Here is a 26,679-nt window from a genome sequence, read left to right on the forward strand (position 1 = left end):
CATTGGATACCTTTAAAAGTATGGATTTTGGTCCTATTGGTTTTGTAGATAGCAACAAAGTACACTTCTACTATAGTTATACCAAAAAGCAATATATATCCACAGAAAAAATTGATAGTAACGTAGATCTTATAAAATGTGGATGTGGTATGGATCATCGTCTTTTAAGGTTCTGTGCAGATTCCGGAACACATGGCATAGTAATTGAAGGTATGGGAAGAGGCAACATTCCACCAAAAATGGTTTCTGGAGTTGAGTATGCTTTAAGTAAAAACATACCTGTTGTTTTAGTTTCTAGATGTCTCATGGGTAAAGTTCTTGATGACTATGGTTATGAAGGCGCTGGAAGAGAACTTACTCAAAGAGGGGTAATTCTTGGTGATAATCTTCCAGGACAAAAGGCTAGAATCAAGTTAATGGTGGCTCTGGGGCTTACCAAAGATTTATCCAAGATTAAAGATATATTTGAAAAGAACTACTACTAACTAATAATTGGAAAGTTAAATATTTATATATTGATTTTTACTAAAGAGTTATTTTTCTAGGAGGAATATTTATGGATTCTACTGATTACAAGATAGTTGAAATACTTCTGGAAGATGGAAGAATACCTATGAAGGAATTGGCCAAAAAGGTAGCGCTCAGTCCCCCAGCAGTTGCAGAAAGAGTAAAGAGACTTGAGGAAGAAAATATTATAACTGGGTATAAAGCTGTAATAAACTATAAGCAACTTGGAAAAAAAATTAATGTGCTTATAAATGTAGATATGAATGTTCAAAGGACTGAAAAATTTATGGAATTTATTAAAACAGAAGATTCTATAATTGAATGTCATCATGTTACCGGGCCGTACTGTAAAATTTTAAAAGCTAGACTTGACGATATTGCAGAACTAGAAAAACTTATTGGAAAGATACAGATGTTTGGCAATACCGAGACATTCATAATTCTCTCTTCAGTTGAAAAAGAGCATATAATAAGTTTTTAATGATTAAGAGCACATTAGAAAACTAATGGGCTCTTAATGTATTGAAAAGAAAGAAGGTTAGTTAGTATAGATTTGTAAAGGAAGTGCGGTATAAGTTGTTGTCTTTTTAAAAAACTGTACTAATTGTTATTAATTGTACTTCGTTCTATATTATGAATTATAACGCCTTCAGAGGCTCTTGCTATTTCATCTGGTGTTTTTTCAAAGCTAAAATATTTACTTATGTGGTCATAGGTGTTAACCATTTGTATTGAAGTATTAATGTTAATGCTGGAAGCACTTATAATAAAGCATGAGAATATCAACGTAACCAAAATACAGAAAGTTAGATATATTTTTGTGTTAACAAACATAATTTTATTCCACCTCTCACACTAAAAATTATAGCAAAGTATATATATTTTTACTATTTAAGTTAAATAAAATACTAAATAGGAGGTAACAGAACCTAAAAGTACTCCAACCAAAACATCAGAAGGATAATGTACTCCTAAGTAAATTCTTGAAAAACCAATAAGACTAGCTAAAATAATAGGTATTAGTGCTATACTTGGATAGAATAGTGAAATCATAACTCCTATAGCAAAAGCTGTAGTACTGTGACCTGATGGAAAAGAATACTTATCTATTCCTATTTTTTTTATATTAAGATTGCTTATTGATAAAAAAGGTCTGCGCCTACTTATAGTTTTCTTTAGTATTTGAGCTACAAGTGTACTTGAAACTATTGAAACAGCACACTTAACCCCTAGATTATGAGTTAACAGATTAGGACTTAATATTGATAACGTGCAGAATAAAATTAGGAAATAATTAGAAACCAGACGGGTCACTAATGGCATAATGACATCCAAGGGTTTGCATTTTAATGAAGAGTTAAGTATTTTTAATAAATTTGCATCATTGTGCTCTAAGCGATTTAATATATTCATAAAAACCTCTCCTAATATATTGCTTTATAATGAATAACAGGTATTCATAATATAAGTTAATTCTATATAATTATTTTTAAATATATCTTAAAGTAGTGTTAAAACAATTTTAAATTTATTAAACTTGAGCAAGGTACCTGATTATATTTTAACATAATTACTGCCAAAATAAATATTTTAAGTTTAAGAATATATTAAGTCCTGACAAGTTACAAAAGCAATATGATAGGTTGCTGCTAGAAATAGCAAGAGTTTTGAGTAAAGGGGAGAATGTGTAGTTACTAAGAGAATTAAAGAAGCACACCAGAAATAACTGGTGTGCAGAGATTTTTCCTAATATTCATCCCATTCGTCTTCATATCCGCCATATGGAGACATGAATGGTGAGTAATATGGGTAATATGGATAGTATGGATAGTATGGATAATATGGTCTTGGGAAATATGGATATCTACGTCTACGTCTACGTCTGCGTCTGCGTCTGCGCCTTCTTTGTCTGTATCCTGGATCAAAATATTCATATTCATCTGGATCGTCCTCATATTCATCCCTCATAGGTTCATCGTAAGGAATTGCATAGTTATATAGAGGGTAAGAATATATAGGATAAGTAGGTGGATTCACATTTATAGGCTGATAGTAATTTTCAGCTATTTCTTCATTATTGTTGTAATTGTAGTCTTCGACACTCATAAGGTACCTCCATAAAATTTACTACACTAATATACTATGAAGAAGTATTAAAATTGTTAATAAAAATTTTAATACACATACATAAAAAAGAAAGTGAGAGACGTGAAAATAAGGCAAATAGCTAAAAATAGCAAGTAGATATATGTAACAAATTAAATAAACTAACAAATGCTAGTATTGTACATAGAACAGATGTATGGATTGGTTCAGAATAAGTTGGTGAAATGAATAAAGAAAAAGAGAATACCATAAAAATGCATGTAACCTTTACAAAAATGCATTTTTATGGTATTCTCAAAATTAGACGTAATAATAACAATTATATTATATATTTCATAATAATCATAACATAATTGAAGTGTAGATGTCAATAGAGTTTTTAAAAAACTGTGGGAGAGTGATGAAATGAAAGATTTTAATGAAAATAAACAGGAAGAGGTAAACTATCTGGATAAAACTCTAGATTTTATTAAAAATGAACTAATTAAGGAAGAAAATAATTTAAAGGATTATATAGGTGACCTAATTAGATCAAGAAAAGACATGTGGGAAGAAAGTGTTCACTTCTCTGAAGATTTTGATAGAATTCCAGAGATGAATCATTACCTTTCTGAAGTTAATAACCGAAACGAAAATTATATATACACAGTAAAGAAAATTAACAATTACAAAAGGATGCTTAACTCACCTTACTTTGGAAGATTTGATTTTTTAGAGGAAGGCTTTAGGGATGTAGAAAAAATTTATATTGGACTTCATAACTTAATGGATTCTGAAGATTATTCAATCTATGTGTATGATTGGCGTGCACCTATTGCAAGTATATTTTATAGAAACGAACTAGGTAGGGCGGCTTATAATTCTCCTAATGGAAGTATAAATGGTAATGTATTTTTAAAAAGACAGTACAAGATAAAAAATTCTAAGCTTGAATTCTTTTTCGATAGTAATATAAGAATAAATGATGATATTCTTCAGGAAGTTTTAAGCCGTAATTCTTCTACAAAGATGAAAAACATTGTTGAAACTATACAAAAAGAACAGGATATTATAATAAGGGACACAGAAAATGAGCTGCTAATTGTTCAAGGCGTGGCAGGAAGCGGAAAGACATCAATAGCTCTTCATAGAATTGCTTTTCTATTATATGAGGGCTTAAATTCAAAGTTAGCATCTAATAATGTTATTATAATATCTCCAAATGATATATTTAGCAAATATATTTCTCATGTTCTTCCAGAGTTAGGGGAGGAAAATGTGGAACAGGTAACCTTTGACGGCATTGTTTTAAAACATTTTGGTAAGAGATTTAGGGCCCAAACAAGACATGAGCAGCTTGAAACTTTAATTAATGCAGGAAATATTGAAGGGTTTAACACAAGAATGAGCAGTATAGAATTTAAAGGATCATTAGTTTTTAAACACATTCTTGATAGATTACTTCAATACTGTGAAAGATCATTAATTAAGTTTAAGGATATATACTATGACGGAAAAACTGTTGAAACAAAGGAACAGTTAAAGAACAGTTTTCTTGATAATAAGATAGGTATGCCTATAGCAAAACGACTTAAGAGAATTGAAAGCATTATATTGAATAAGATTCACCCTCTAAGGAAAAGAAGACTGGAAAAAATTGAAAAAATTGTTCAAAAAAGCGATGACCATGTATTTGAGATAAGGTCTTTTAGTAGATTGCTTTCTATAAAAGAATCAAAATTATTTATGGATTATATTCGTAGTTTTACTGAAGTAGATTTTATGCATTTGTATAAAACTCTATTCAATAAAAAAGGCTTATTATTTAAACTATCTAAAGGCTTAGAACTTCCTTATAATATTAAAGAAATAATACTAGAAACAGCTAAGCAGCTTGAACAGGGTAAGGTACCTTATGAAGATTGTGCAGCACTTATATATCTTAAGCTAAAGCTTGAAGGCTTAGAGGAATATTCAAATATAAAACAGGTAGTTGTAGATGAAGCTCAAGATTATTATCCACTTCAATATGAAATTTTTAAGCTTCTATTTGGAGGGGCAAGGTATACTGTGTTAGGAGATTTTAATCAAAGTCTCGAAAAGGATTGTGATAAATCTATTTATGACGAAATTGATGAGATATTAAATAAGAGAAAATCTGTAAAACTCTTCATGAGAAAGAGTTATAGATCATCTTATGAAATAACAGTATTTGCACAGAAATTATTAAATAATGAACAAGAAATTATTTCCTTTGATAGGTATGGCAGTGAACCACTGGTTATATTTAAAGAAAAGCAGAGTTTAATAGATAAGACTATTATAAAAGATATTGAACACTATGAAAGCCAGGGTTATGGATCTATAGCAGTTATTTGTAAGACTCAAAAGGAAGCAGATGAAATTCAGTCAAGGTTAAGAAGTTTAACTCATAGTAAAATTCTAAATATTAGTGAGGGTAATATTGAAAAAGGAGTCATTGTTGTACCAGCTTATTTGGCAAAAGGCTTAGAATTCGATGTTGTGCTTGTATATAATGCTTCTAGTGAAAACTACAAAAATGAATTTGATAGAAAACTATTATATGTAGCATGTACAAGAGCCCTTCATCAGTTAGTTATTTATCACACTGGTGAAAAAAGTGCATTTTTAGCATAAGCATATTAGAAAAATGGAAACCTTATCTATATTCAAGTATTACTTTTCATTGAAGATATTTTAAAAACATATTATATTCATAGGCATAGTTAAGGTTTCTATTATAATTTTTGATTTTGAACAGTACATGAAAAGAATAAATTTAAAGTTTTTATTTAAAAAATATATTGAATAATAAAAACAAGCACCATATTTAAGTTATATATATGTGCTATAGTATATAAAATAGTGGTATAATAAATATTGATTTAAAAGTTATATTATAATTTTTGACTATATCAGATAAAATAGGAGGCAATTTTATGTTTTCAGAAAAGGTAGTAAAAGATCTAAATAACTCATCATGGATAAGATTAATGTTTGAAGAGGGTACAAGACTGGCTAAAAAATATGGAGAAGACAAGGTATATGATTATAGTCTTGGAAATCCTTATGCAGAACCTCCAGCAGAAGTTATAGAATCTCTTAAAAAGCATGTATTAGGCGATGAAAAAGGATTACATAGATATATGAATAATGCAGGCTACCCAGAGGTTAGAGAAAAAATAGCTAAAGCTTTAGAGAGAGAAAGTAAAGTTGAGCTTTCAGCAAATAATATTGTCATGACAGTTGGAGCTGCCGGCGGATTAAATGTTGTATTAAAAGCACTTCTTAACCCATTAGAAGAGGTTATTGTTTTTGCTCCATATTTTGTGGAATATAATTTTTATGTTAATAACAATGGCGGAAGAACGGTAGTGGTAGAACCAAATACTTTAACTTTTGAACCGAATTTAGAGGCTTTTGAGAAAAGTATTACTTCAAAGACAAAAGCTATAATAATAAATAACCCAAACAATCCAACAGGAGTTATATACTGCGAAGAAACTCTTAGAAGCATTGAAGAAATCATAACAAAGAAGGAAAAAGAGTATGGAAGCACTATATTTGTTATTTCAGATCAGCCATATAGTGAGATAGTTTATGATAATATTAAGCTTCTAAATTTACTGTCTGTTTTCAAAAATGCTATTATAGTAAATTCATTTAGTAAATCTTTAGGTCTCGCAGGGGAGAGAATAGGTTATATAGCTGCAAGTAGCAGAATTGAAAATATAGATGTTCTTATGGATGCATTAAGTTTTTGCAACCGTACTCTTGGTTTTGTAAATGCTCCAGGATTATTTCAAAAAGTTGTTGAAGATACAATAGATGCTAAAGTAGATGTTACAAAATATGAAAAAAGAAGGAACTTCTTGCATGAAAACCTTGCCAGATTAGGGTTTGAATGTGTAAAACCCCAAGGTGCTTTTTATCTTTTCCCAAAAGCATTAATTGATGATGATGTAGAATTTGTAAAAAGAGCTATGAAGTATAACTTATTGCTTGTTCCTGGAAGTGGTTTTGGATGCCCAGGATATTTTAGAATTTCTTACTGTGTAAAATTTGATATGATTGAGAATTCTGTTCCTGCCTTTGAAAAATTGGTTCAGGAATTTAAATAATATAGATACCCATGCCCGAAATTTAACTTACACCACCGAATATGCTGCCGAACTTCGGCACGTTAAAAACTTTTAATTAGTCTAAAGTTCGTGTTTAAGCAGAGAGCCAAAATCTGAGATTTTGTGCGAATCGCTTACTACTCTGACGGAAGGAAGAGTAGTTTCATTCAGTTTTGGCAGCATATTCCTACGTATAAGTTAAATTTAAGTTATGGGTATCTATATTAGGATTCTGACAATACTCACTATTACTATAAACAGATACTATATATAATTATTATTTTAATAGAGTTTGTTTTTACTCTGTTTCAGTAATTTTTGTATTTAAAATTCCGCTATTTTTGATATTTTCAATAGCCTTGAGAATCCTATTTTCATTCTCAACTAAGGCAATTCTGACGAAGCCTTCACCTTCAGTTCCAAAACTGCTGCCAGGTACTACAATGACACCTGTTTTGTCCATAAGATCCATGGTAAATTCTAAGGAAGAACTATAATTTGAAGGTATTGGTGCCCATACAAACATGCTTCCTGGAGACTTGTCCGTTTTCCATCCAATATTGTTTAAACCATCAATAAGTATATCACGTCTTTTTTTATATGTATCTCTTACTATATCTACATAATCGTCAGTACTAGATAGCAGTTCTACAGCAACCTTCTGAAAAGGTAAAAACATTCCATAATCAAGGTGAGATTTAATGGTTTTTATACCCTGAATTATGTTCTTGTTACCTACTGCAAAAGCGATTCTACAGCCAGGTATACTGTAGCTTTTTGAAAGAGAGTTAAACTCAATGCCAATATCCTTTGCTCCGGGAATACTTAAAAAGCTTTCACCTACAGTGCCATCAAATATAAGTTCACTATAGGCGTTATCGTGTAAAACAATAATATTGTATTTTTTCGCAAATTCCACAAGTTCTATGTAAAATTCTCTTGGAGCAACAGCTGCGGTAGGATTATTTGGATAAGAAACTACCATGAGTTTTGCTCTGCTTGCAATTTCTGGGTCTATGGCCTCAAAATCTATAAGGTAGTTATTTTCTTTAAGTAGAGGCATCTTGTAAAGTTCAGCACCAGCTAGCATGGGTCCTATTGAGAATATAGGATATCCTGGATCAGGAGTTAATACTATATCTCCAGGATTTATAAGAGATAGGGCCAATTCTGTAAAGCCACTTTGTGAACCAAGTAGAGAAACTATTTCATGGTTTTTAAGTTCAACTCCATATCTCTTATCATACCAGTTAATAACAGCATTTACTAGTTCTTCAGAATCATTTATAGCATATTTATAATTTTCTGATTTACTACATTCTTCTATTAGTTTCTCGACAACCTTTGGAGAAGGGGGCATGTCTGGTGTACCTATACTAAAATCAATTACATCTATGCCTTTTTCTATTAATTCCTTTTTTCTATGGTCAAGATTTGAAAATACTGCAGAAGAAAGTCCCTCCATTTTTTTTGATGAAATCATTATAAAAGCCTCCTTTAAGCTAAGTCAAACCTTAAACTCCTTGTACTAAACTATAAATTTTATTTATATAAAGTTTTGAGCAATTCTAAATTAAAAGGTTCAATATGAACATACATTACTAATATTTTAATGTCAAGCAAAATGAATAAAATAGTAATATCAGTTATGTCAAAACCCTATCTGATTCAAGTTTCACTTTATCTGCATTTTTTTGTAACTATGTATGTAGAAAGTGTATACTTGCATTTAATAAATATAATGCTAATATTTAAAATAATAATATCAGTTTTTTAAAAATGACAATTGTTATTTTTTGTGTTAAAATGTAATAAGTTATTTTTTCGTATATAGCAATAAAGAATTGTTATGTTAAATTATATTCAAATAAAGTGATTTTATGGAGAAATGAGAAATCCATTGTAGATTATATTTAGTATGAAACAAAGTTTGAAAATTCAAGAGACAATCCGAGACCTTATGTTAAAATCATAGGGTCTTTATAGTTGTTGATACAGGAGACAAAACTTTTATTATTGGGAGGATAAAATGAAAGAGGTAAAGAACATGAGAGATAACACTAAGATAATTCACGGAGGACAGCATTATGATAAAGACACAGGCTCTTTATCAACTCCAATTTATCAAACTGCAACCTATGCATTTGAAAGTGCTGAACAGGCTGCAGCTGTATTTAGCCTTCAGGAGGACAAATTCCTTTATACTAGAGTACACAACCCAACTCAGCAGCAGCTAGAAGAAAAAATAGCCTTATTAGAAGGTGGAGAAGCAGCTTTGGCATTTGCATCAGGTATAGCAGCTATTTCAACATCTATATTGACTCTTTGCAGTGCAGGAGATCATATTGTAGCTTCAACTGAATTATATAGTGGTACCTTCGGATTCCTGACAAAAAATGCTCCAAGACTTGGTATAGAAGTTTCCCTTGTGAAAATTAGATCTGCTGAAGATATAAAAGCAGCAATGAAAAGTAATACAAAAATTGTATATATTGAAACCCCATCAAATCCAACTATGAGTCTTATCGATATAGAAGAGGCTGCCAAAGTAGCTCACCAGTCAAATGCCATAGTAATGGTAGACAATACCTTTCAATCTCCTTGTGGACAAAATCCAATTTCTCTTGGAGCAGATGTAGTCATCCATAGTGCTACAAAGCTTATTAATGGACATGGAGATGTTATTGCAGGTTTGGTAGTAGGGAAGGCAGAGTTTATAAATAAATTGAGATTTAGCGGATTACTAGAAACTACAGGGGCATGTATAAGTCCATTTAATGCATGGCTCATTCTAAGAGGAATGAAAACCTTAGGACTTAGGGTTGAAAGACACTGCAGCAGTGCTATGCAGGTAGCGGAGTATCTAGAACAACATAATTTGGTTGAAAAAGTATATTATCCTGGGCTGAAGAGTCATCCTCAATATGATTTAGCCTTAAAGCAAATGAAAAATTTTGGTTCTATGATTAGTTTTGAAATAAAAGGTGGAGTTGAGGCTGGAAAACAGTTAATGAATAATCTTAAATTATGTTCACTTGCAGTTAGTCTAGGAGATACAGATACATTGATACAGCATCCTGCATCTATGACACATACTTTTCTTCCAAAGGAGGAAAGAATAAAGAGCGGTATTACGGATGGTCTTGTTAGACTGTCAGTTGGACTAGAAGATGTAGAGGATATAATAGATGATTTAGAACAGGCCTTTAAAGCAATAAAGCTTTAAATTGTTACTTTAAAAACATTATAAAAAAGTATAAAATTAAAGATTGATCTAAAAGAATTTTTACTTACTAAACTTTTGTACTAACTTTTAAGAATAGAAAAAACCCTATTTGGTTAAGTAAAATTTATAACCAAACAGGGTTTTTTCGTATTAAGACAACTATTTTTAAAAGTAAGATTTAAAATCCTGTATTACCTTTGACTTTTGAGAGGATTTGATTTATACGCTGAGCTCTAATTCATCTAATCCATTTACGTCAAATGCTGTTCTATCAAACTCGCCCTCAGATTCGGCAACTAAAAGTGATATCACTGAAGCTCCAGTAACATTTGTAGCAGTTCTAGCCATATCTAGTACGGTGTCAATTCCCTTTACCATTGCAATCCCTTCAATAGGAAGACCTAAGCTTGCTAATACAACTGTTGCCATAATAGAAGCAGTTCCAGGTACACCTGCAGTTCCTATAGAAGCTATCGTAGTTACTACAACTTTTTACTGAATGCTTCACCAACTACCACTCCTAGTAGCATTGCAATTAAAACTCTGTTTCCGAAGCTAACTTTCTTTTTCTTTAAAAAGTATAAAATATAATAAAACTTTATTCATAATAAGGAAATTGCATTTTTCACTATTTAGTAATAAAATACTTAATATAGTACAATTATAGAATATGGAAAGAAAGGTGATAATTATTATGATTAAGGTTGTGGCTAAAAACTACGTTAAATCAGAGGAAGTAGAAAAGTTTAAAGAATATGCTGCTGAATTAATTAAAGAAACTTTAAAAGAAGAGGGAAATATATCTTATAATCTTTATGAAGATACTAATAATAAACAGATTTTAACCTTTATAGAAGATTGGAAAGATAAAGAGGCTTTAGACCTACATATGAACTCATCTCATTTTAAAAAAATAGTGCCAGAGTTATCAAAGCTTCAGGAGAAAGATATGGAAATAAATATATATAAGAGCTGTTATTAATATATGAAATTTATTTATATTCCATTATTCGATTTTGCTTGACAAGCTTTTCTGAAACTGTTATCATAAAGTCATAAGAACATAGAAATGGGATTGTTACTGGTAGTGCAGGCAAAACCTAGATTAGGATAAAATGTTTATGATTTTATTTTAATTTAGGTTTTTTGCTATTTATTTCATGGCTACCATCTAAAATTAAGAATCACTTGATAAAGCTTATAATAACTTGGAGTGGTATAGATGAAAATTGAAAAGATACTGAATAATAATGTGGCTACAACTATAGATGAGAAGACTGGTTTAGAAGAAGTAATAATGGGAAGAGGTATCGCCTTTAAAAAGAAAGTTGGAGAAGAAATTGATGAAAGCAAAATAGAAAAGATATTCTTAATTAAAAACGAAACTGAAAACATAAAGTTCCAAAAATTAATTAACCAGATACCTTTAGAATATGTTAATGCCTCTGAGAAAATAATAAGCTATGCAAAAAAGCAGTTGTATGCTGACTTTGACGAACATATATATATAGCTCTAACAGACCATTTGGCTTTTGCAATAAAACGATCTCTTTCTGGTATATCAATTGAAAATAGTCTTCTTTGGGAAATACAAAGAATATACAAAAAGGAATATGATATAGGACTATGGGCAGTAAAGTTTATAGAAGAAGAGTTAGGTGTAAAGATGAATGAACATGAGGCAGGTTTTATAGCTTTACATTTAATCAACGCAGCTATTAAAGAGAGCATGCCTAATACCATGAATATAACTAAAGTAGTTCAAGATATTTTAAATATAATAAAATATTATTTTACTATAGAGTTTCATAAGGATGATTTATCCTATGATAGATTAGTAACTCATCTTAAATATTTTGCCCAAAGGGTAGTATCTAAAAAGTTTCTAAATGAAGATACTTCACCTTTTCTTGATTTGATTAAAGAAAATTATAATGATGTATACAAATGTGCATTAAAAATTAAGGCTTATATAGAAAAAAATTATTCCTATAATATAAGTAATGGGGAAATAGTATATTTAAGTCTTCATTTACAAAGAGTTTTATCTAGTTTAAGGGAATAACATAAATAAATTATGTAGTTGAAACTTAATAGAGGATTGTTACTGGTAATGCAGGCTAAACCTAAATTGAGTGATTATACACTTAATTAATAGAATTATAAAGTTAAGTATTTTTTTAAAGAATATTTATGCTTTATTATAGGGTTCTATTAACATAATGTATATTCACCGATTTAGGTTTTTTTATAAATAAAATTATTTTAATAAAGATATATTAATAGAATAAGGGGGAGTAATTTATGGAATATAACAAAGTAGCTAAAAAAATTCTAGAATTAGTTGGTGGCGAAAAGAATATTGAAAGTGCTACTCACTGTGCTACAAGATTACGACTTGTAGTTAAGGATGAAAAAAAAGTAGACCAAAAAGCTTTAGACAAAATTAATGAAGTTAAGGGTGTTTTCTCTACTTCAGGTCAGCTTCAAATTATTATTGGCCAAGGAGCTGTAAATAAAGTTTATGCAGCATTAGTTGAAGGCACAAAAATTACACAATCAGATTCAAATGATGCTAAAAAGGCAGCTATGAAGAATATGAATCCGTTTCAGAGATTCGCAAGAATGTTATCAAATATATTTGTACCAATAATTCCTGCTATAGTTGCTAGTGGTCTTTTAATGGGACTTTTAGGAATGGGCAAGACTTTTGGATGGATAAGTGGAGATAGTGGACTACTTAAGCTTTTAGATATGTTTTCTAACGCAGCTTTTGTATTTTTACCAATATTAATATCCTTTAGTGCAGCTAAAGAATTTAATGTAAATCCATTCTTAGCATCAGCCTTAGGCTCTATACTAATTCACCCAGCATTACAAAATGCTTGGACTTTAGATGAAGGTGTTAAGAATACTATAACTGTTTTTGGATTGCATGTTAGTATGGTTGGATACCAAGGAACAGTTCTTCCTATTTTAATTGCAGTTTGGGTAATGGGATATATAGAAAGAACACTAAGAAAAGTTATTCCAAATGTTCTCGATATAATTGTAACGCCATTTTTAACTTTACTGATATCTGCCTTTGTTTCACTACTTGTTATAGGACCATTTGGTAGAATTATAGGTGATGGAATTTCCTTTGGTTTACAAGGCTTATATAATACTACTGGTGTACTTGCTGGAGTTGTGTTTGGAGGACTATATTCAACAATAGTTATAACAGGAATGCATCACAGCTTTCATGCTATAGAAGCTGGACTTCTTTCAAATCCAGCTATAGGTAAAAACTTTTTACTTCCAATCTGGTCAATGGCTAATGTAGCTCAAGGGGGAGCAGCTTTAGCAGTATACGTAAAAACAAAAAACAAGAAGCTAAAGTCAATAGCTGCACCAGCTTCATTATCCTGTTTACTTGGAATAGCCGAAGCTGCTATTTTCGGTGTAAATTTAAGATTAATGAAACCATTTATAGCTGCTGCAATTGGTGGTGCTTTAGGTGGAGGGTATATAGTTTTAACTAAAGTTGCTATGACAGCAGTAGGAGTTACAGGTATTCCAGGTATCGCAATTGTTAAACAAGGTTCAATGATTAACTATATAATTGGTTTAATTATAGCTTTTGCTGGAGCATTTATAGTTACATTTGTAATAGGCTTTAAAGATGAGGTTGATGAATCAGAAGAAAGCAATGTAGAAGTTTCTGTAGATGAAAATCCTGTAAACTCAAATAAGCAAAATACAGTAGAAAAGGATATAATTTTATCTCCTATGAAAGGAAAAGCAATCTCTTTAGGGGAAGTTCCAGATAAAACTTTTGCAGATAAAATGCTTGGAGATGGTATAGCAATAGAACCAGAAGATGGAGTACTTGTAGCACCAGCTGATGGAAAAATATCTTTAGTTTTTGAAACAAAACATGCTATTGCAATGGTAACAGATTCAGGAGCTGAAATTCTAATGCATGTTGGTTTAGACACAGTTAAGATGAATGGAGAAGGCTTTAAAGCGTTTGTAAATACTGGAGATACAGTTAAAGCTGGTGATAAGCTGTTAGAAGTAGATTTAAACTTAATAAAAGAAAAAGCAGCGTCAACTGTTACACCTGTAGTTATTACTAACAGCGATGACCTTAAGTCTGTAAAAGAAATAAAAACTGGTGATGTTGACTTAAAAGATGAATTAGTACTAATTGAATTTTAAAATACAGAAAAATATGCAGTAAAACATATAGTAAAATATGTAGTAAAAGGTGTATAATAGATAAAGATAACGGCTTCAATGGTTATTCCACTTGGAGCCTTAGTTAATATTTAATATTAAAACTTAAGGCATCTTCAAAAAATAAAAAGCCAATTTAACGGATAATTTTTTTAGATGACTAAATTAAACTTTTGGGAGGAGTACGATTATGACAAAAAATATTTTATGTATAGGTGAGTTACTAATTGATTTTATTTGTTCCGATGTAAATTCCAGTTTAGTAGAAGGAGTTAACTTTGTAAAAAAGGCAGGAGGAGCACCAGCAAATGTAACAGCAGCTATATCTAAATTAGGTGGAAAGGCTTCTTTTGCTGGTAAAGTTGGAGCAGATCCCTTTGGAATATTCTTAAAAGAAACTTTGGATTCTGTTGGTGTAGATACTTCTATGCTTGTATTAGATAACAATTCTAATACCACTCTTGCCTTTGTTTCCTTAAAATCTGATGGTGAGAGGGATTTTGTATTTAATAGAGGAGCAGATGAATTGTTAACATATGATGAGTTAGATGAAGAGAATGTTAACGACTCCAAAATAATTCATTTTGGTTCTGCTACAGCTTTACTTGGAGGACCATCAAAGTGTACTTACATAAAGGTAATGGAAATAGCAAGAGAAAAAGGAATTTTTGTTTCCTTTGATCCAAATTATAGAGTGGACTTATGGAAAGGTAGATTAGAAGAGTTTATAGATATATCAAGACAATGCTTAAGCTATGCTGATTTTGTAAAGGTTAGTGATGAAGAGATAAGAATAATATCCGGAAAAGAAAGTCTAGAAGATGGTGTGAAAGTGTTTCATGAATTAGGAGCAAAAAATGTAGCTGTTACTTTAGGTAAAAATGGAACCTTAATTTCTAATGGAACCGAACTAGACACAGTTTCAAGTATAAAAATAAAATCAATAGATTCCACTGGAGCTGGTGATGCTTGTGTAGGTGCTATCCTTTATAAACTAGCAGAACAAGAAAATCCACAAGAAATTTTAGCACAAAACTTTGGAGCCTTTAAAGAAATTGTTTCCTTTGCTAATAAAGTGGGTGCTATTGTATGTACTAAGCTTGGAGCTATAGCTGCACTACCTACATTAGAAGAAGTGGAAAATTATGAGCCTGTAAAAGCTACTATAGAGTAAACTTAAATATTATAGTTTACTGCAAATATTATGCAAAACCATGGAATTTTATAAACTAAAGCTATGAAGCATTGGTGATTTATCTTTTTTAAGAAGCTTCCCCGGAGTCGTAAGACAAACCCCATCTGATTCAAGTTTCACTTTATAAAGCAAACTTATTTTATAACAAATTGTGCTAACGTAGTAAATTAAAATGTTGATTTAAAGGATTACATTTGATTTTTTTACGTAATATTAATTTATTTTTATGTAATGTCTTGTAATAATCTTAGTAAAATTGTAAAATAGCAATTAAACAAGTGTTAAAGACATAGGGGGGCTATAAAATGAGTTTTAAATTTGTTAAAAAGTTACCAAGCGTAGAGGAAATTATGGATAGTATTCCTGTTCCAAAGGATGTAGCAGAAATTAAAAAAAATAAGGGTGAAGAACTTAAGAAGGTTTTTGAAGGAAAAAGTGATAAGTTTGTGTTAGTCATAGGACCTTGCTCAGCTGATAACGAAGATTCAGTTTGTAAATATATAGGAAGATTAGCAGAAATGCAAGAAAAGGTTAAGGACAAGATTATAATTGTACCAAGAATTTATACCAATAAACCAAGAACTACAGGAGAAGGGTATAAAGGTATGATGCATCAACCTGACCCAAGCAAAGAGCCAGATTTATTAGAAGGACTTAGAGCTATAAGATCCCTGCACATAAAAGCTTTAACAGAATATCACTTACCAGCGGCAGATGAAATGCTATATCCAGAAAATTATACATACTTATCAGATGTATTAGGATATGTAGCAATAGGAGCACGTTCTGTAGAGAATCAGCAGCACAGATTAACTGTAAGTGGTTTGGATATTCCTGTTGGAATGAAAAATCCTACAAGTGGAGATATATCAGTAATGCTTAATTCTATTAAGGCAGCTCAAGTAAGTCATAGTTTCATATATAGTGGTTATGAGGTAGAAACTTCTGGAAACCCATTAGCACATGCTATCTTAAGAGGAGCTGTGGATTCTTATGGTAGAAATATTCCAAACTACCACTATGAAGATTTAGTGCAGTTAGCTAAGGATTATGCAGCTCAAAAGCTTACTAATCCATCAATAATTGTAGATTGTAATCATGCAAATTCTATGAAGAAACATAATGAGCAACCAAGAATTGCAAGAGAAATATTAATGAGTAAAAAATATGATTCAGTGCTAAATAAAATGATTAAAGGATTAATGATTGAAAGCTATCTTGAGGATGGAAGACAGGAAATAGGAGATAACGTATTTGGAAAATCCATTACTGACCCTTGTATAGGCTGGACACAAACTGAAAGTTTAATTAATTATATTGCTGAAAATGTATAAAATGAAACTTAATAAAACTTAACTCTGTACGCAAAAGACTCCCAGTGTCTAAAATAGATGCTGGGAGTTAAATTTTAGTTGAAGCAATCCAGCTCGCAGCAACGCTTAACTTCCAACATATAAAAGCGAGAGTCTTATGAGGCTGGTATTTCAATGGATAAAATTAAGTTATTGACTAGCTCTGTACATTAAATTATAATTAAAAAGATTGTTATAGTAATTTTTTAAGAGTTAAGCCAACATAAGGTATTTCCATTAACTAATAATTGCAATATAAATAGTAAAAAGTAAAAAATATGATTTAGTTATAGGATAATATTATTAAAAGATTACGCAAAAATATAAATATGTAGTAGTATGTATTTTTTAATTTAAGGAGTGGTCACATGACAAAGCCTTCATCGGTAATGGCAGTTTTTTTAAAAAATCCTTTTGTTCAGGCTATTATGGTTTCATCTATTTTACTGCAAATAGGTATATGGGTTCGTAACTTTTCTATTTTACTGTTCGTTATGGAAAAAACTAACAACAACCCTTTTGCTGTATCTATGATTTCTGTTGCTGAATTTGCTCCAATATTTTTATTTTCCTTTATAGGAGGAACTTATGCTGATCGTTGGCGTCCAAAACGTACTATGGTTTGGTGTGATTTCTTAAGTGCTGTTTCAGTATTTATTGTACTGCTTACAATAGTCTTTGGAACTTGGCAGGCTGTATTTTTTGTAACCTTTATTTCAGCTATTCTTTCACAATTTTCTCAACCCTCTGGCATGAAGTTGTTTAAGGTTCATGTGGATGCTGAGCATTTGCAAATGGGTATGGCTATGTTTCAAACCTTAATGGCAATCTTCATGATTATTGGACCTATGCTGGGTACACTGATTTATCAAAGATTTGGTATTAATATTGCAGTAGGAATAATGGGAGTAGCATTTATGCTGTCTGCCTGTGTTCTAACATTTTTACCACCGGATAAAAAAGATAACAATGAACAAATAAAGCCAGATTTCTGCAAAGAACTAAGTGATGGATTTCGTTATGTATGGAAAAGAAAGGCACTTACTATACTAGGAGGAGTATTTGGTGTATGTGGCTTAGCAGTGGGCATTATTCAACCTTTAGGAATTTTTATTATAGTAGAAAAATTAGGCATGCCAAAGGAAAATTTACAATGGCTATTGGCGGTAAATGGTGCAGCTATGCTGATAGGTGGTGGTTTAGTTTTATGGATTTCCAAGAAAGTTACACCACAAAAACTTCTTGCTCTAGGACTCATTACAAACGCTATAGCAGTGATGGGTATTGGACTATGTAACACATGGGCAGCTATTCTTATGTTCCAATTTCTAAATGGCTTATTTATGCCTTGTATTCACATAGGGGTTAACACATTAATTCTTCAGCTTACAGAAGAAGAATTTGTTGGCAGGGTAAACGGAGTACTAATTCCACTGTTTATGGGATCTATGGTTATTACCATGAGCTTAGCTGGTTGGTTAAAGGTTCAGTTTTCACTGATAACCCTATATATAGCAGCGGGAGTTCTATTCTTTATAGGTATGCTTCTCACAGCTAAGATATTTAATGTAGAAGTTTTCCAAAAGCAGGATAAAACTATTGCTGATAGTTAAATTAGGGGAGAACTATAGGGTTACAAGTTGGTAACTTCATAACTTCGTCTACACCCTAGGATATGTGTCTAAGGGTCGTATTTGAAAAAAAGTTTAGACCTTTTAATATGGTGAAAAGCCTGAATGGCTTTTCACCAGCAATTTGTCAATGGTAATTGACAAATTGGTCCGAAGGAGCGTAGCGAGTTTATCAAAGGTCTATTAAATTCATAATGTGGTGGTTGTGATAACTAACTTGTACTTCCTGTATTTTATTTTCTCAATACACGTCTGGTATAGAGCGATGGCCTAGACCAATTACCACTTCATTTAGGTGAAGTAATCCTATACTCATAAATATGCATACGCTTATATGCTCACCACTTCTAGCTATACCAATTTTACCGCCTACATTAAGTCCATTTGCCTTTTGCATAATTTGAAAAAGAGCTTCCCTTGTTGCTCCAGCTACAGCACCATCATGTACATGATAATCTTCTTTTATTAGACCTTTCTTTTTTGAAACAACTAATGCTCTTTCTATAATCTTTGATAGAGTATTATTTATGTTTCCTCCTATATCTACTGCTGCAGTTAAAATTCCACTATTTTTAAAAGTCTCATCTAATGTTTTCTCATTTTCCCTAGAAGATATAGCCATCTCAACAGAAGCCTTTGCTACATCTGTACTTTGTACGTTCATATATTCCACTCCTTAAATTATATCTACATAAATTATAATACTATTGATATACCAATTTTTTATTTCATACACAACTGTATTATGATTATAAATTAAATTATACCATGTAATGTAATGATTTAAGCAAGAAATTTATATATAGAAGCATTTTATTTTAACTTTAGTTTGTTATCACAATATGGATTTGCCATTAATGACTATGTAATATTTAAATGGATTAGTATAACTATAGTTAGTCTCTTATTTAAATCTAAACATAAAAAATAGCTAGTTCCATGTAACCAATACATATCTTAATTCATAATATAAACCGAACTAAACTTAGGGAGGGAAGCACTATGGATGATGGATATCATGCACACTATTATAACGATATAACCTCATATGATTTTGGACACGCTCATTATTATTATGGAGAGAGCACCTACGCTCCTAATGCTGAACCGCATATACACTATATTCAAGGATATACTACCTTTGATGACGGACACAGTCATTATTATAATATTCCTACTAGTATAGATTATCCTGCTCCTAATGGAGGACATTTTCACTATATAAACGGACAAGTTCTACCAGAAAATAATCACATTCATTTTGTAAATAGCAAAACCAGTAGTGATTAACAAATTCATGTATTCAAAAATATTAGCATTTGACTATAAATTTAAATAACAATTATTTTAAAGATACAATTAGAAGGATAAAACCCCTGAATCTCTTCAGGGGGGAAAATTATTATGGCATATATTCACTAGCCTTAATAAATGCAGCGTTGGTCAATTAGGTACTTTAATTGTAATTAATCAATTTCATATACAAAAAACTATGATTGGAACAGAATTGGGAATCTAACACTTCAAATAGATGTTTTTTATAAGTTAATTCACAAACTTAAAATCCTTATTTAAATTTGAAATTTTTTCTTTAAATCCTTTTGTAGTATATATTTTGTTATCCTTTGTGGTAATTTCGCAGGATACTCCAGGTATACTACTTGCAAACTTTATACCTTCATCAGGACCTAATATAAAAACTATTGTTGTCAAAAGATCTGCTAACATATTGCAGTCTGGAACACTACTATCTACTACTATTGTATTGGACATTACTCCAGTATCTGCTGGGTATCCATTAGCTGGATTAAGTATATGATGATATCTTTTATCATTCATTATAAAGTATCTTTCGTAGTCTCCTGATGTAGATAATGCCTGATTTGATATCTTAGTTATTCCTAGATAACTTTGACTATCTTCATTTCTTGGATGTTTAATTCCAATGGACCAGACATTGTCATTTGCATTTGTGCCAATTGCATATATGCTGCTTCCACCTAAGTCTATAAGACCCTTTTTAATTTCATACTTATTAAAAATCTTTAGAATCTCATCAGCAGTAAAGCCTTTGGCAATACCACCTAAATCAATGGCCATACCTTGTTTTTGAAGCATAACACTATTATCTGCTTCATTAATGCTAATATAATTATATCCAACCATCGGTAATTTAGCCTTTATTTCAGAATCTGAGGGCAGTTTTTGGTTATCAGTGCCAATACCCCATAAATTTATTAATGGACTAATTGTTATATCCCATGCTCCTCCGCTTAATTTTGAGTATTGTATGGAGGTTTTTATCATTTTAATTATTTCTGGATGAACCTTCACATATTCTTTTCCAGCAGCAGCATTAATTTTACTAACGTCACTAGTGCTCAAACTAGGACTTGCCATTTCATTAAGCTCGTCCACCTTTTTAAAACCATCTTCAACAGCAGATTTTGCATTTGGTCCATAGGCTTTTAGTTTTATCACCGTATCCATGGTTATGTTACTTTTTTCGTATGGCTGTTCACTTGTCTTACTGCTGAGGCTGGAGCAAGACGTAATAAATAGAGTAGATAAGATACAAGCTAATAATGTACATATAATTTTCTGCATATGTTTATCTCCCTGTTTTTTATAAATATTAAATAAAATCTAATTACTATTATACAATAAATCTGTTATTTATATAGTAATTTTATCTTGTACTATTTGATCCCTTGTATAGTTATCTCATTTGATTAAAAGTAGCCGCAATGAATTCAAAAATGCAAGAAATAATAAATAAAGAGTGCGTGACGCGGTGAAGCTTTGTCCCGTACTCTATACTTTTAATTAGATATTCAAGTTAAACTTACAAATATCCTGTTCATTTGCTTTTTATATAAATAGCAACAAGCTTATGGCCATCACTACCATGCCAGCTACGAGGCCATATATGGAAAGATGATGCTCACCATATTCTCTTGCTGAAGGGAGTAGTTCATCGAGAGATATGAATACCATTATCCCTGCAACTCCAGCAAAAATTATACCAAATACAAGATTATTGATAAAAGGCATCAATATTAAATAACCTACAAGTGCTCCTACAGGCTCAGAAAGACCGGATAGGAAGGAATATAAGAAGGCTTTCTTCCTATCTTCTGTAGCATAGTAAACAGGCACTGATACTGCTATTCCTTCTGGTATATTGTGAATAGCTATAGCTACAGCAATTGGAATGGCTATAGCCGGTTCCTGAAGTGCAGAAATAAATGTTGCAAGACCTTCAGGAAAGTTATGGATTCCAACAGCCAGTGCAGTGAATATTCCCATTCTTAACAGTTTAGAATTTGAATGACTGTTCCTATTGTTAATATCCTCAACCTTATACACATCATGGGGATTTTCGCCGCTTGGAATAACCTTGTCAATAAGCGCAATGAAAAGCATTCCTCCGAAAAATGCCCCAACTGTAAGCCAGGACCCTGCCTTTATTCCAAGTTCAGCTGTAAGAGAATTCTTTGCCTTAAAGAATATTTCTATCATAGAAACATAAATCATTACTCCTGCTGAAAATCCAAGGCTTACAGAAAGAAATTTAGTATTGGTCTTCTTTGCAAAGAAAGCAAGGGCACTTCCTATTCCTGTGCATAGACCAGCGAAAAGAGTTAATCCGAAAGCAAATAAAATATTCTCCATTTTTCTCCTCCTAGATATTACTATATAATACCTAACACTTATCACAGTAAAGATGTCTATATACTGATAATAAATATTGAACAATACTTAATATATATTATATTAGAATATAAAAGGATTGTATAGTTGTTCTTTGGAAATTTTATGTAAAATTAGAGCAAAAGGGTTGGCAGTCCTTATAAGATACCAACCCTTTGCAAGAGCTTAATTTAACCTAAACCTAGAGCTCTAAATATTATAGTTGTTATGAAGCATACAACAATTGCCACACTGGTTGGAATAATTGCTGATAGCGCTGTCCATTTTAAGCTTCCTGTTTCTTTCTTTATAGTTAAAAGTGTTGTGGCGCAGGGCCAGTGTAGTAAGCTGAACAACATAACATTAAGTGCTGTAAGATAGGTCCAGCCATGGTCCAACAATATCTTTCTTAATGATTCTATACTTTCAAATTCAATCATAGAACCTGTTGACAAATAACACATTAATAGTATTGGCAGTACAATTTCATTTGCAGGCAATCCAAGTATAAAGGCCATTAATATAAATCCATCAAGACCTATAATCTTGGCAAAAGGATTAAGAAAAGCTGCAGCATGACCGATGATACTTAAGTCACCAATATATACATTTCCAAGTATCCAGGTTATGGCACCTGCTGGAGCAGCAATTATTACAGCTCTCCAAAGAACAAATATGGTTCTATCAATTATAGAAGTATATAGAACTCTTCCTATTTGAGGTACTCTATAAGGAGGAAGCTCCAGAGTAAAAGTAGAGGGAATTCCTTTTAAGATTGTCTTAGATAGTCCATAGGACACTAGTAGAGTCACAACTATGCCGATAATGACTAATCCTGTTACTGAGAGAACCGATAGAATGCCTAACCCACTGCCCCCTTTTGCAACAAGAAAAACCGTAGATATAGCTATCAAAGTAGGAAATCTCCCATTGCAAGGAACAAAGTTATTAGTTAAGGTTGCAATAAGTCTTTCTCTAGGAGATTCTATTATTCTACAGGCTGTTATTCCAGCTGCATTACATCCAAAGCCCATACACATTGTCAAACACTGTTTGCCGTGAGCACGGGCTTTTTTAAACAGGTGATCAAGGTTAAAGGCTACTCTTGGCAAGTATCCTAAGTCCTCAAGTATTGTGAAGAGAGGGAAGAATATTGCCATTGGAGGAAGCATAACAGACACAACCCAGGCCAGAGTCCTGTAAAGTCCAAGTATGAGAACTCCATGTAGCCAGCTGGGAGCGTTCATGTTGTTAAACCATATAGTAAGTTTGTCCTCTATACCAAAAAGTACATTAGCTATAATTTTAGAAGGCACATTAGCTCCGGTTATAGTGATCCAGAATACTACAGCTAAAGTTAAAAGCATTAGTGGAATACCAAATATTTTTGAGGTAATATAATTATCGATTACTCTATCTCTGTCAATTTTAGCCTTATCTTCTTTTACATATTTATCTCTTACTTCTTCTGCCTTTCTATAAATCTGCTCTGAAATATCATCTCTTATATTTCTCTTATCATTATGTGTAGTAGATGCGTTTGTGATTTTAAGTATTTCTTCTAAGGAGTTCTTGTCTATATTATTGAAGATAGAATCCATCAATTTTGTATCACCGTCTATAACTCTTAAGGCAAGCCATCTGGAATTTATGCCGCTTATGTTTTTTTCAATAAGAGGCTGTATGGATTTAATTTTTTCTTCAATATAATCTTGGTATTTTACTGTTTTAGGCTTTGGCCTAATCTGGCCTATAGTAACCCTATACACCGCTTCTTTGAGTTCTTTTATACCTATGCCGCTTCTGGCTGAACATAAAACTATAGGAACACCCAGCTCCTTTTCTAAACCTTTTGCATCAATCACTATATTTTTCTTTTTTGCTTCATCTATGAGATTTATACATAGTATAACATTGTCAGTAAGCTCCATTACCTGATAAACAAGATTAAGATTCCTTTCAAGACAGGTTGCATCTGTAACTACTATTACTGCATCTGAATTACCAAAGCATATAAAATCCCTTGCTACTACTTCTTCTACAGAGGATGCAAACAGTGAATAGGTTCCTGGAAGGTCTACCAGAATGTTTTCTTTACCGTTATGTGTGAATTCTCCTCTTGCGTTTACTACTGTTTTTCCAGGCCAGTTGCCGGTATGCTGATGAAGTCCTGTAAGTGCATTAAAAACAGTGCTTTTACCGGTATTGGGATTACCGGCAAGAGCAATGACATACTGCCCTTCTTTTTTCTCAATTTTAAATAGGTCTGTTAAGGCATTATTTTGCGTGGATTGAAATGTTAAACCCATTATAAACCTCCGAAAATATTATTGCTTATGAAAAACAGGGGCTAACCTGCTTGTATACAGATTTATTTGTGAGTTACAAAAATTAAGGATGCTTCTTCACTTCTAAGAGCTATCATTGTGCCCCTAATATTGTAAACAGTAGGATCACCAGAGGGACCTTTTCTTACTACTTCTATTGTGGCACCTTTAGTTAGACCAAGTGCAAGCATTCTCTCCCTTAACATGCCAGTAGATGCTAAATTCTCAATGGTAACATAATTTCCTACAGATACGTTATCAAGTTTCAACATAAAATCTCCTCCTAAAAAAACTTAATCCATTAATGTTAGATTCAAATAAATGTTTTAACTTAAGCTAATATCATAATATGTAAAATATGCTCGAAGGTTCCTTAGAATTAATAGTTACATAATTAAAAGTGATTTAGTATATTTAATTTGATTTCATGTGACTAACCTTGTTTCCTAAAGCTAACTTTAATAATAATTTATGCTCATAGTTCTAAAAGTGTGATATAATAACTAGAATAATAAACTGGAAAATAGTAAGACATTTGAACTGTCATAGACAATTGAGCAGATATTTAAGACAAGATATACTAATAGTAGATTTGATGAAGATAAGCGCTATGCAATACTAGCCTTATATCTTTTTGAACTTAGTCAAAACCTTGATCCTTTTCAAACTATAGAAGCAGTAATGCCTTGGTCAAAGGTATTAGAATCATTTGTTTTTTAAATATAGTACAGCTTCTAATACACCACCTGCAATGCTTCTAGCTTTATCTGAAATAGTGTAGCAGTTTTTTAGTTCTGAAATCCTTGGATCAATGTCAGCTATTTTAAGGCCATACCATACTGTACTTCCATTTCTTATTATACCTCTAAGTAATCCGTCAATAGTTGCTAATACTTCATTATTATTTACATATGCAATAACTTCACCAGCTCTAACTACGTCACCAATGTTCTTGACATTTTCTATAATTCCGTTGCTTGGACTATATATAACTCTTTCCTTTGAAAAACCTTTTATATCTCCTGGTACTCCTGTGTCTTTCATAGCAGAGCCTTCAAAAATAAGTTTTCCTAGATTATGACCTCTCATTGTTTCTATTACTATGTGAACATCTTTACCAGCTTCAAAACCTGGTCCAACAGCTATAGTTATATTAGCCATGGTGATTTTAGTTCCTAGATTCTTTTTAGCAAGAACTGCATCTATTAAAATTTCTGGTTTAATGATATTGATGTAATAACCTTCAGGATCTATAACTACAGGTATTTTATTTTCACTCCAAGCAATTTCTATTTCAGTAATACTGTTAACTAAAGTAGATGTAATACCTTCAATAGTAGTTTCACCTTCATATATTGCTTCACTATAACATACGTTTCTTCTTATAGATGTAGGATTTGATATTTCTAAAACTAAAACTTTAAAACCACTTCTATGCAATTTTTGTATTGTACCAGAGGCTATATCACCGCCTCCTCTAACAATGGCAATATCATTGAACATATATTTTTATCCATCCTTATCGTAAATTTGCGTTTAATAAAGTTTGGTAATCTTCTGGAGTATCTACATCAAATAATACATGTCCTTTGTCCAATTCAGCAAAGATTACATCATTTAAATGATGATTAATTACTATTCGTCCACCCATATCACCATTTAACTCTAAAAGTTCACCCTTAAATTTTTTAGGAAATATAACCGGAGAGCCTCTGTTTTCTTTATATTTAGGAACTATAATATGATTACTGTTTTTATTAAATGTATTCACTAAAAATTCTATAGTTTCTAAATTTATTAGGGGCTGATCTCCTGTAAAAAAAATATAGCCATCAGTATAATCTATATTTTGTATTGCAAGTTTTATAGATTCACTTTGACCTTTATATGCATGATTATTTACAACAGTTTTAATATGTCTTTTTTCAGCTAAATTTAAAATTTCTTCTTCTCTACCAATTAAAATTATTTCATGGAAAGGATAACTTAATACTGTATCCAAAATATGTTCAATTATAGTTTTTCCTTTATAAGGTAGAAGAAGTTTATTTTGTCCCATTCTGTTTCCATAACCAGAAGCTAGTATAACAGCACTAATCAAAATATAACCTCCATTTCTACTAGCCTATAGATGGTCATGCCCGAAATTTAACTTATACGACCGCATATGTTGCCAAACTTCAGCACGTTAAAAGCTTTTAATCAGTCTAAAGTTCGTGTTTTAAGCAGAGAGCCAAAATCTGTGATTTTGTGCGAATCGCTTACTCATCTGACGTAAGGAAGATGAGTTTCATATAAAA

The 26,679-nt window shown here is 31.6% G+C and carries 22 protein-coding genes and 2 pseudogenes; 12 read left to right on the forward strand and 12 right to left on the reverse strand.

Going from position 1 to position 26,679, the window contains the following annotated elements; genetic code table 11:
- Positions 1-485 (forward strand): annotated as a pseudogene (locus HGI79_RS16065) (asparaginase); the annotation flags it as partial.
- Between the two features lie 71 nt (positions 486-556).
- Positions 557-988 carry an Lrp/AsnC family transcriptional regulator gene (locus HGI79_RS16070; RefSeq protein ID WP_185651704.1) on the forward strand — a complete coding sequence of 144 codons (432 nt, stop codon included), beginning with the start codon at positions 557-559 and terminating at the stop codon, positions 986-988.
- 119 nt (positions 989-1,107) lie between these two features.
- Here the strand turns inward: HGI79_RS16070 and HGI79_RS16075 are convergent, their stop codons facing one another.
- From HGI79_RS16075 to HGI79_RS16085, 3 genes are all read right to left on the reverse strand, one after another.
- Complete coding sequence (locus HGI79_RS16075; protein WP_185651705.1) at positions 1,108-1,341, reverse strand: hypothetical protein; 234 nt, start codon at positions 1,339-1,341, stop codon at positions 1,108-1,110.
- 57 nt (positions 1,342-1,398) lie between these two features.
- Positions 1,399-1,920 (reverse strand): phosphatase PAP2 family protein, encoded by a 522-nt coding sequence (locus tag HGI79_RS16080; protein WP_185651706.1) that lies wholly within the window; start codon positions 1,918-1,920, stop codon positions 1,399-1,401.
- Between the two features lie 333 nt (positions 1,921-2,253).
- Complete coding sequence (locus tag HGI79_RS16085) at positions 2,254-2,613, reverse strand: hypothetical protein (protein ID WP_185651707.1); 360 nt, start codon at positions 2,611-2,613, stop codon at positions 2,254-2,256.
- A 405-nt stretch (positions 2,614-3,018) separates the two neighbouring features.
- Between HGI79_RS16085 and HGI79_RS16090 the strand changes: the two genes are divergently transcribed.
- On the forward strand, positions 3,019-5,250 hold the full coding sequence (locus HGI79_RS16090) for a UvrD-helicase domain-containing protein (RefSeq protein WP_185651708.1): 2,232 nt from the start codon (positions 3,019-3,021) through the stop codon (positions 5,248-5,250).
- A gap of 302 nt (positions 5,251-5,552) precedes the next feature.
- Positions 5,553-6,734, forward strand: a complete 1,182-nt coding sequence (locus tag HGI79_RS16095; protein ID WP_185651709.1) for a pyridoxal phosphate-dependent aminotransferase — start codon at positions 5,553-5,555, stop codon at positions 6,732-6,734.
- Between the two features lie 298 nt (positions 6,735-7,032).
- Here HGI79_RS16095 and HGI79_RS16100 read toward each other — a convergent pair whose 3' ends face one another.
- Positions 7,033-8,217, reverse strand: a complete 1,185-nt coding sequence (locus HGI79_RS16100) for an aminotransferase class I/II-fold pyridoxal phosphate-dependent enzyme (RefSeq protein ID WP_185651710.1) — start codon at positions 8,215-8,217, stop codon at positions 7,033-7,035.
- A 546-nt stretch (positions 8,218-8,763) separates the two neighbouring features.
- Between HGI79_RS16100 and HGI79_RS16105 the strand changes: the two genes are divergently transcribed.
- Positions 8,764-9,960, forward strand: a complete 1,197-nt coding sequence (locus HGI79_RS16105; RefSeq protein WP_207725800.1) for a PLP-dependent aspartate aminotransferase family protein — start codon at positions 8,764-8,766, stop codon at positions 9,958-9,960.
- A gap of 219 nt (positions 9,961-10,179) precedes the next feature.
- Here the strand turns inward: HGI79_RS16105 and HGI79_RS16110 are convergent.
- Positions 10,180-10,437, reverse strand: a pseudogene (locus HGI79_RS16110) (cation:dicarboxylate symporter family transporter); the annotation flags it as partial.
- A gap of 217 nt (positions 10,438-10,654) precedes the next feature.
- Here HGI79_RS16110 and HGI79_RS16115 point away from each other — a divergent pair.
- The 6 genes from HGI79_RS16115 (at position 10,655) to HGI79_RS16140 (ending at position 18,341) form a co-directional block, all read left to right on the forward strand.
- Positions 10,655-10,942, forward strand: coding sequence for a putative quinol monooxygenase (locus HGI79_RS16115; protein WP_185651711.1), 288 nt, complete (start codon positions 10,655-10,657; stop codon positions 10,940-10,942).
- Between the two features lie 240 nt (positions 10,943-11,182).
- The gene (licT, locus tag HGI79_RS16120) at positions 11,183-12,025 is read left to right on the forward strand and encodes a BglG family transcription antiterminator LicT (RefSeq protein WP_185651712.1); all 843 of its coding nucleotides are present in this window, start codon (positions 11,183-11,185) and stop codon (positions 12,023-12,025) included.
- Positions 12,026-12,264: 239 nt separating this feature from the next.
- Complete coding sequence (locus tag HGI79_RS16125; protein WP_185651713.1) at positions 12,265-14,163, forward strand: sucrose-specific PTS transporter subunit IIBC; 1,899 nt, start codon at positions 12,265-12,267, stop codon at positions 14,161-14,163.
- Positions 14,164-14,371: 208 nt separating this feature from the next.
- Positions 14,372-15,355, forward strand: coding sequence for a carbohydrate kinase (locus HGI79_RS16130; RefSeq protein WP_185651714.1), 984 nt, complete (start codon positions 14,372-14,374; stop codon positions 15,353-15,355).
- 326 nt (positions 15,356-15,681) lie between these two features.
- Positions 15,682-16,710: a 3-deoxy-7-phosphoheptulonate synthase gene (locus tag HGI79_RS16135; protein WP_185651715.1), complete on the forward strand. Its 1,029-nt coding sequence runs from the start codon at positions 15,682-15,684 to the stop codon at positions 16,708-16,710.
- A gap of 386 nt (positions 16,711-17,096) precedes the next feature.
- Positions 17,097-18,341 (forward strand): MFS transporter, encoded by a 1,245-nt coding sequence (locus HGI79_RS16140; RefSeq protein ID WP_185651716.1) that lies wholly within the window; start codon positions 17,097-17,099, stop codon positions 18,339-18,341.
- Positions 18,342-18,600: 259 nt separating this feature from the next.
- Here the strand turns inward: HGI79_RS16140 and HGI79_RS16145 are convergent, their stop codons facing one another.
- Positions 18,601-19,023, reverse strand: coding sequence for a HutP family protein (locus HGI79_RS16145; protein WP_185651717.1), 423 nt, complete (start codon positions 19,021-19,023; stop codon positions 18,601-18,603).
- A 338-nt stretch (positions 19,024-19,361) separates the two neighbouring features.
- Here HGI79_RS16145 and HGI79_RS16150 point away from each other — a divergent pair, with 338 nt between their 5' ends.
- Positions 19,362-19,649, forward strand: a complete 288-nt coding sequence (locus HGI79_RS16150) for a YmaF family protein (protein WP_185651718.1) — start codon at positions 19,362-19,364, stop codon at positions 19,647-19,649.
- A gap of 255 nt (positions 19,650-19,904) precedes the next feature.
- On the opposite strand, the gene HGI79_RS16155 is transcribed toward HGI79_RS16150, so the two are convergent.
- The 6 genes from HGI79_RS16155 to mocA all read right to left on the reverse strand — a co-directional run bounded on the left by HGI79_RS16155 (position 19,905) and on the right by mocA (position 26,480).
- On the reverse strand, positions 19,905-20,966 hold the full coding sequence (locus HGI79_RS16155; RefSeq protein ID WP_185651719.1) for an FAD:protein FMN transferase: 1,062 nt from the start codon (positions 20,964-20,966) through the stop codon (positions 19,905-19,907).
- Positions 20,967-21,230: 264 nt separating this feature from the next.
- Entirely contained in the window at positions 21,231-22,034 is an 804-nt protein-coding gene (gene zupT, locus HGI79_RS16160) for a zinc transporter ZupT (RefSeq protein WP_185651720.1), read from the reverse strand.
- Positions 22,035-22,243: 209 nt separating this feature from the next.
- Positions 22,244-24,361 (reverse strand): ferrous iron transport protein B, encoded by a 2,118-nt coding sequence (gene feoB / locus HGI79_RS16165; protein WP_185651721.1) that lies wholly within the window; start codon positions 24,359-24,361, stop codon positions 22,244-22,246.
- 62 nt (positions 24,362-24,423) lie between these two features.
- Positions 24,424-24,651 carry a FeoA family protein gene (locus tag HGI79_RS16170; RefSeq protein WP_185651722.1) on the reverse strand — a complete coding sequence of 76 codons (228 nt, stop codon included), beginning with the start codon at positions 24,649-24,651 and terminating at the stop codon, positions 24,424-24,426.
- Between the two features lie 433 nt (positions 24,652-25,084).
- Positions 25,085-25,882: a selenium-dependent molybdenum cofactor biosynthesis protein YqeB gene (gene yqeB, locus HGI79_RS16175; RefSeq protein WP_185651723.1), complete on the reverse strand. Its 798-nt coding sequence runs from the start codon at positions 25,880-25,882 to the stop codon at positions 25,085-25,087.
- A gap of 16 nt (positions 25,883-25,898) precedes the next feature.
- The gene (gene mocA / locus HGI79_RS16180) at positions 25,899-26,480 is read right to left on the reverse strand and encodes a molybdenum cofactor cytidylyltransferase (RefSeq protein ID WP_185651724.1); all 582 of its coding nucleotides are present in this window, start codon (positions 26,478-26,480) and stop codon (positions 25,899-25,901) included.
- Positions 26,481-26,679: the final 199 nt, after the last annotated feature.

This window comes from Clostridium sp. DJ247 (assembly GCF_014231265.1).

Bases quoted from the DNA above. Each gene is read 5' to 3' on its own strand.
- HGI79_RS16170 (WP_185651722.1), bottom strand. From the start codon at position 24,651: ATGTTGAAACTTGATAACGTATCTGTAGGAAATTATGTTACCATTGAG.
- zupT (WP_185651720.1), bottom strand. From the start codon at position 22,034: ATGGAGAATATTTTATTTGCTTTCGGATTAACTCTTTTCGCTGGTCTA.
- feoB (WP_185651721.1), bottom strand. From the start codon at position 24,361: ATGGGTTTAACATTTCAATCCACGCAAAATAATGCCTTAACAGACCTA.
- HGI79_RS16150 (WP_185651718.1), top strand. From the start codon at position 19,362: ATGGATGATGGATATCATGCACACTATTATAACGATATAACCTCATAT.
- HGI79_RS16085 (WP_185651707.1), bottom strand. From the start codon at position 2,613: ATGAGTGTCGAAGACTACAATTACAACAATAATGAAGAAATAGCTGAA.
- yqeB (WP_185651723.1), bottom strand. From the start codon at position 25,882: ATGTTCAATGATATTGCCATTGTTAGAGGAGGCGGTGATATAGCCTCT.
- HGI79_RS16125 (WP_185651713.1), top strand. From the start codon at position 12,265: ATGGAATATAACAAAGTAGCTAAAAAAATTCTAGAATTAGTTGGTGGC.
- HGI79_RS16100 (WP_185651710.1), bottom strand. From the start codon at position 8,217: ATGATTTCATCAAAAAAAATGGAGGGACTTTCTTCTGCAGTATTTTCA.
- HGI79_RS16145 (WP_185651717.1), bottom strand. From the start codon at position 19,023: ATGAACGTACAAAGTACAGATGTAGCAAAGGCTTCTGTTGAGATGGCT.
- HGI79_RS16115 (WP_185651711.1), top strand. From the start codon at position 10,655: ATGATTAAGGTTGTGGCTAAAAACTACGTTAAATCAGAGGAAGTAGAA.
- HGI79_RS16090 (WP_185651708.1), top strand. From the start codon at position 3,019: ATGAAAGATTTTAATGAAAATAAACAGGAAGAGGTAAACTATCTGGAT.
- licT (WP_185651712.1), top strand. From the start codon at position 11,183: ATGAAAATTGAAAAGATACTGAATAATAATGTGGCTACAACTATAGAT.
- HGI79_RS16130 (WP_185651714.1), top strand. From the start codon at position 14,372: ATGACAAAAAATATTTTATGTATAGGTGAGTTACTAATTGATTTTATT.
- HGI79_RS16105 (WP_207725800.1), top strand. From the start codon at position 8,764: ATGAAAGAGGTAAAGAACATGAGAGATAACACTAAGATAATTCACGGA.
- HGI79_RS16095 (WP_185651709.1), top strand. From the start codon at position 5,553: ATGTTTTCAGAAAAGGTAGTAAAAGATCTAAATAACTCATCATGGATA.
- HGI79_RS16070 (WP_185651704.1), top strand. From the start codon at position 557: ATGGATTCTACTGATTACAAGATAGTTGAAATACTTCTGGAAGATGGA.
- HGI79_RS16155 (WP_185651719.1), bottom strand. From the start codon at position 20,966: ATGCAGAAAATTATATGTACATTATTAGCTTGTATCTTATCTACTCTA.
- HGI79_RS16080 (WP_185651706.1), bottom strand. From the start codon at position 1,920: ATGAATATATTAAATCGCTTAGAGCACAATGATGCAAATTTATTAAAA.
- HGI79_RS16135 (WP_185651715.1), top strand. From the start codon at position 15,682: ATGAGTTTTAAATTTGTTAAAAAGTTACCAAGCGTAGAGGAAATTATG.
- HGI79_RS16140 (WP_185651716.1), top strand. From the start codon at position 17,097: ATGACAAAGCCTTCATCGGTAATGGCAGTTTTTTTAAAAAATCCTTTT.
- HGI79_RS16075 (WP_185651705.1), bottom strand. From the start codon at position 1,341: ATGTTTGTTAACACAAAAATATATCTAACTTTCTGTATTTTGGTTACG.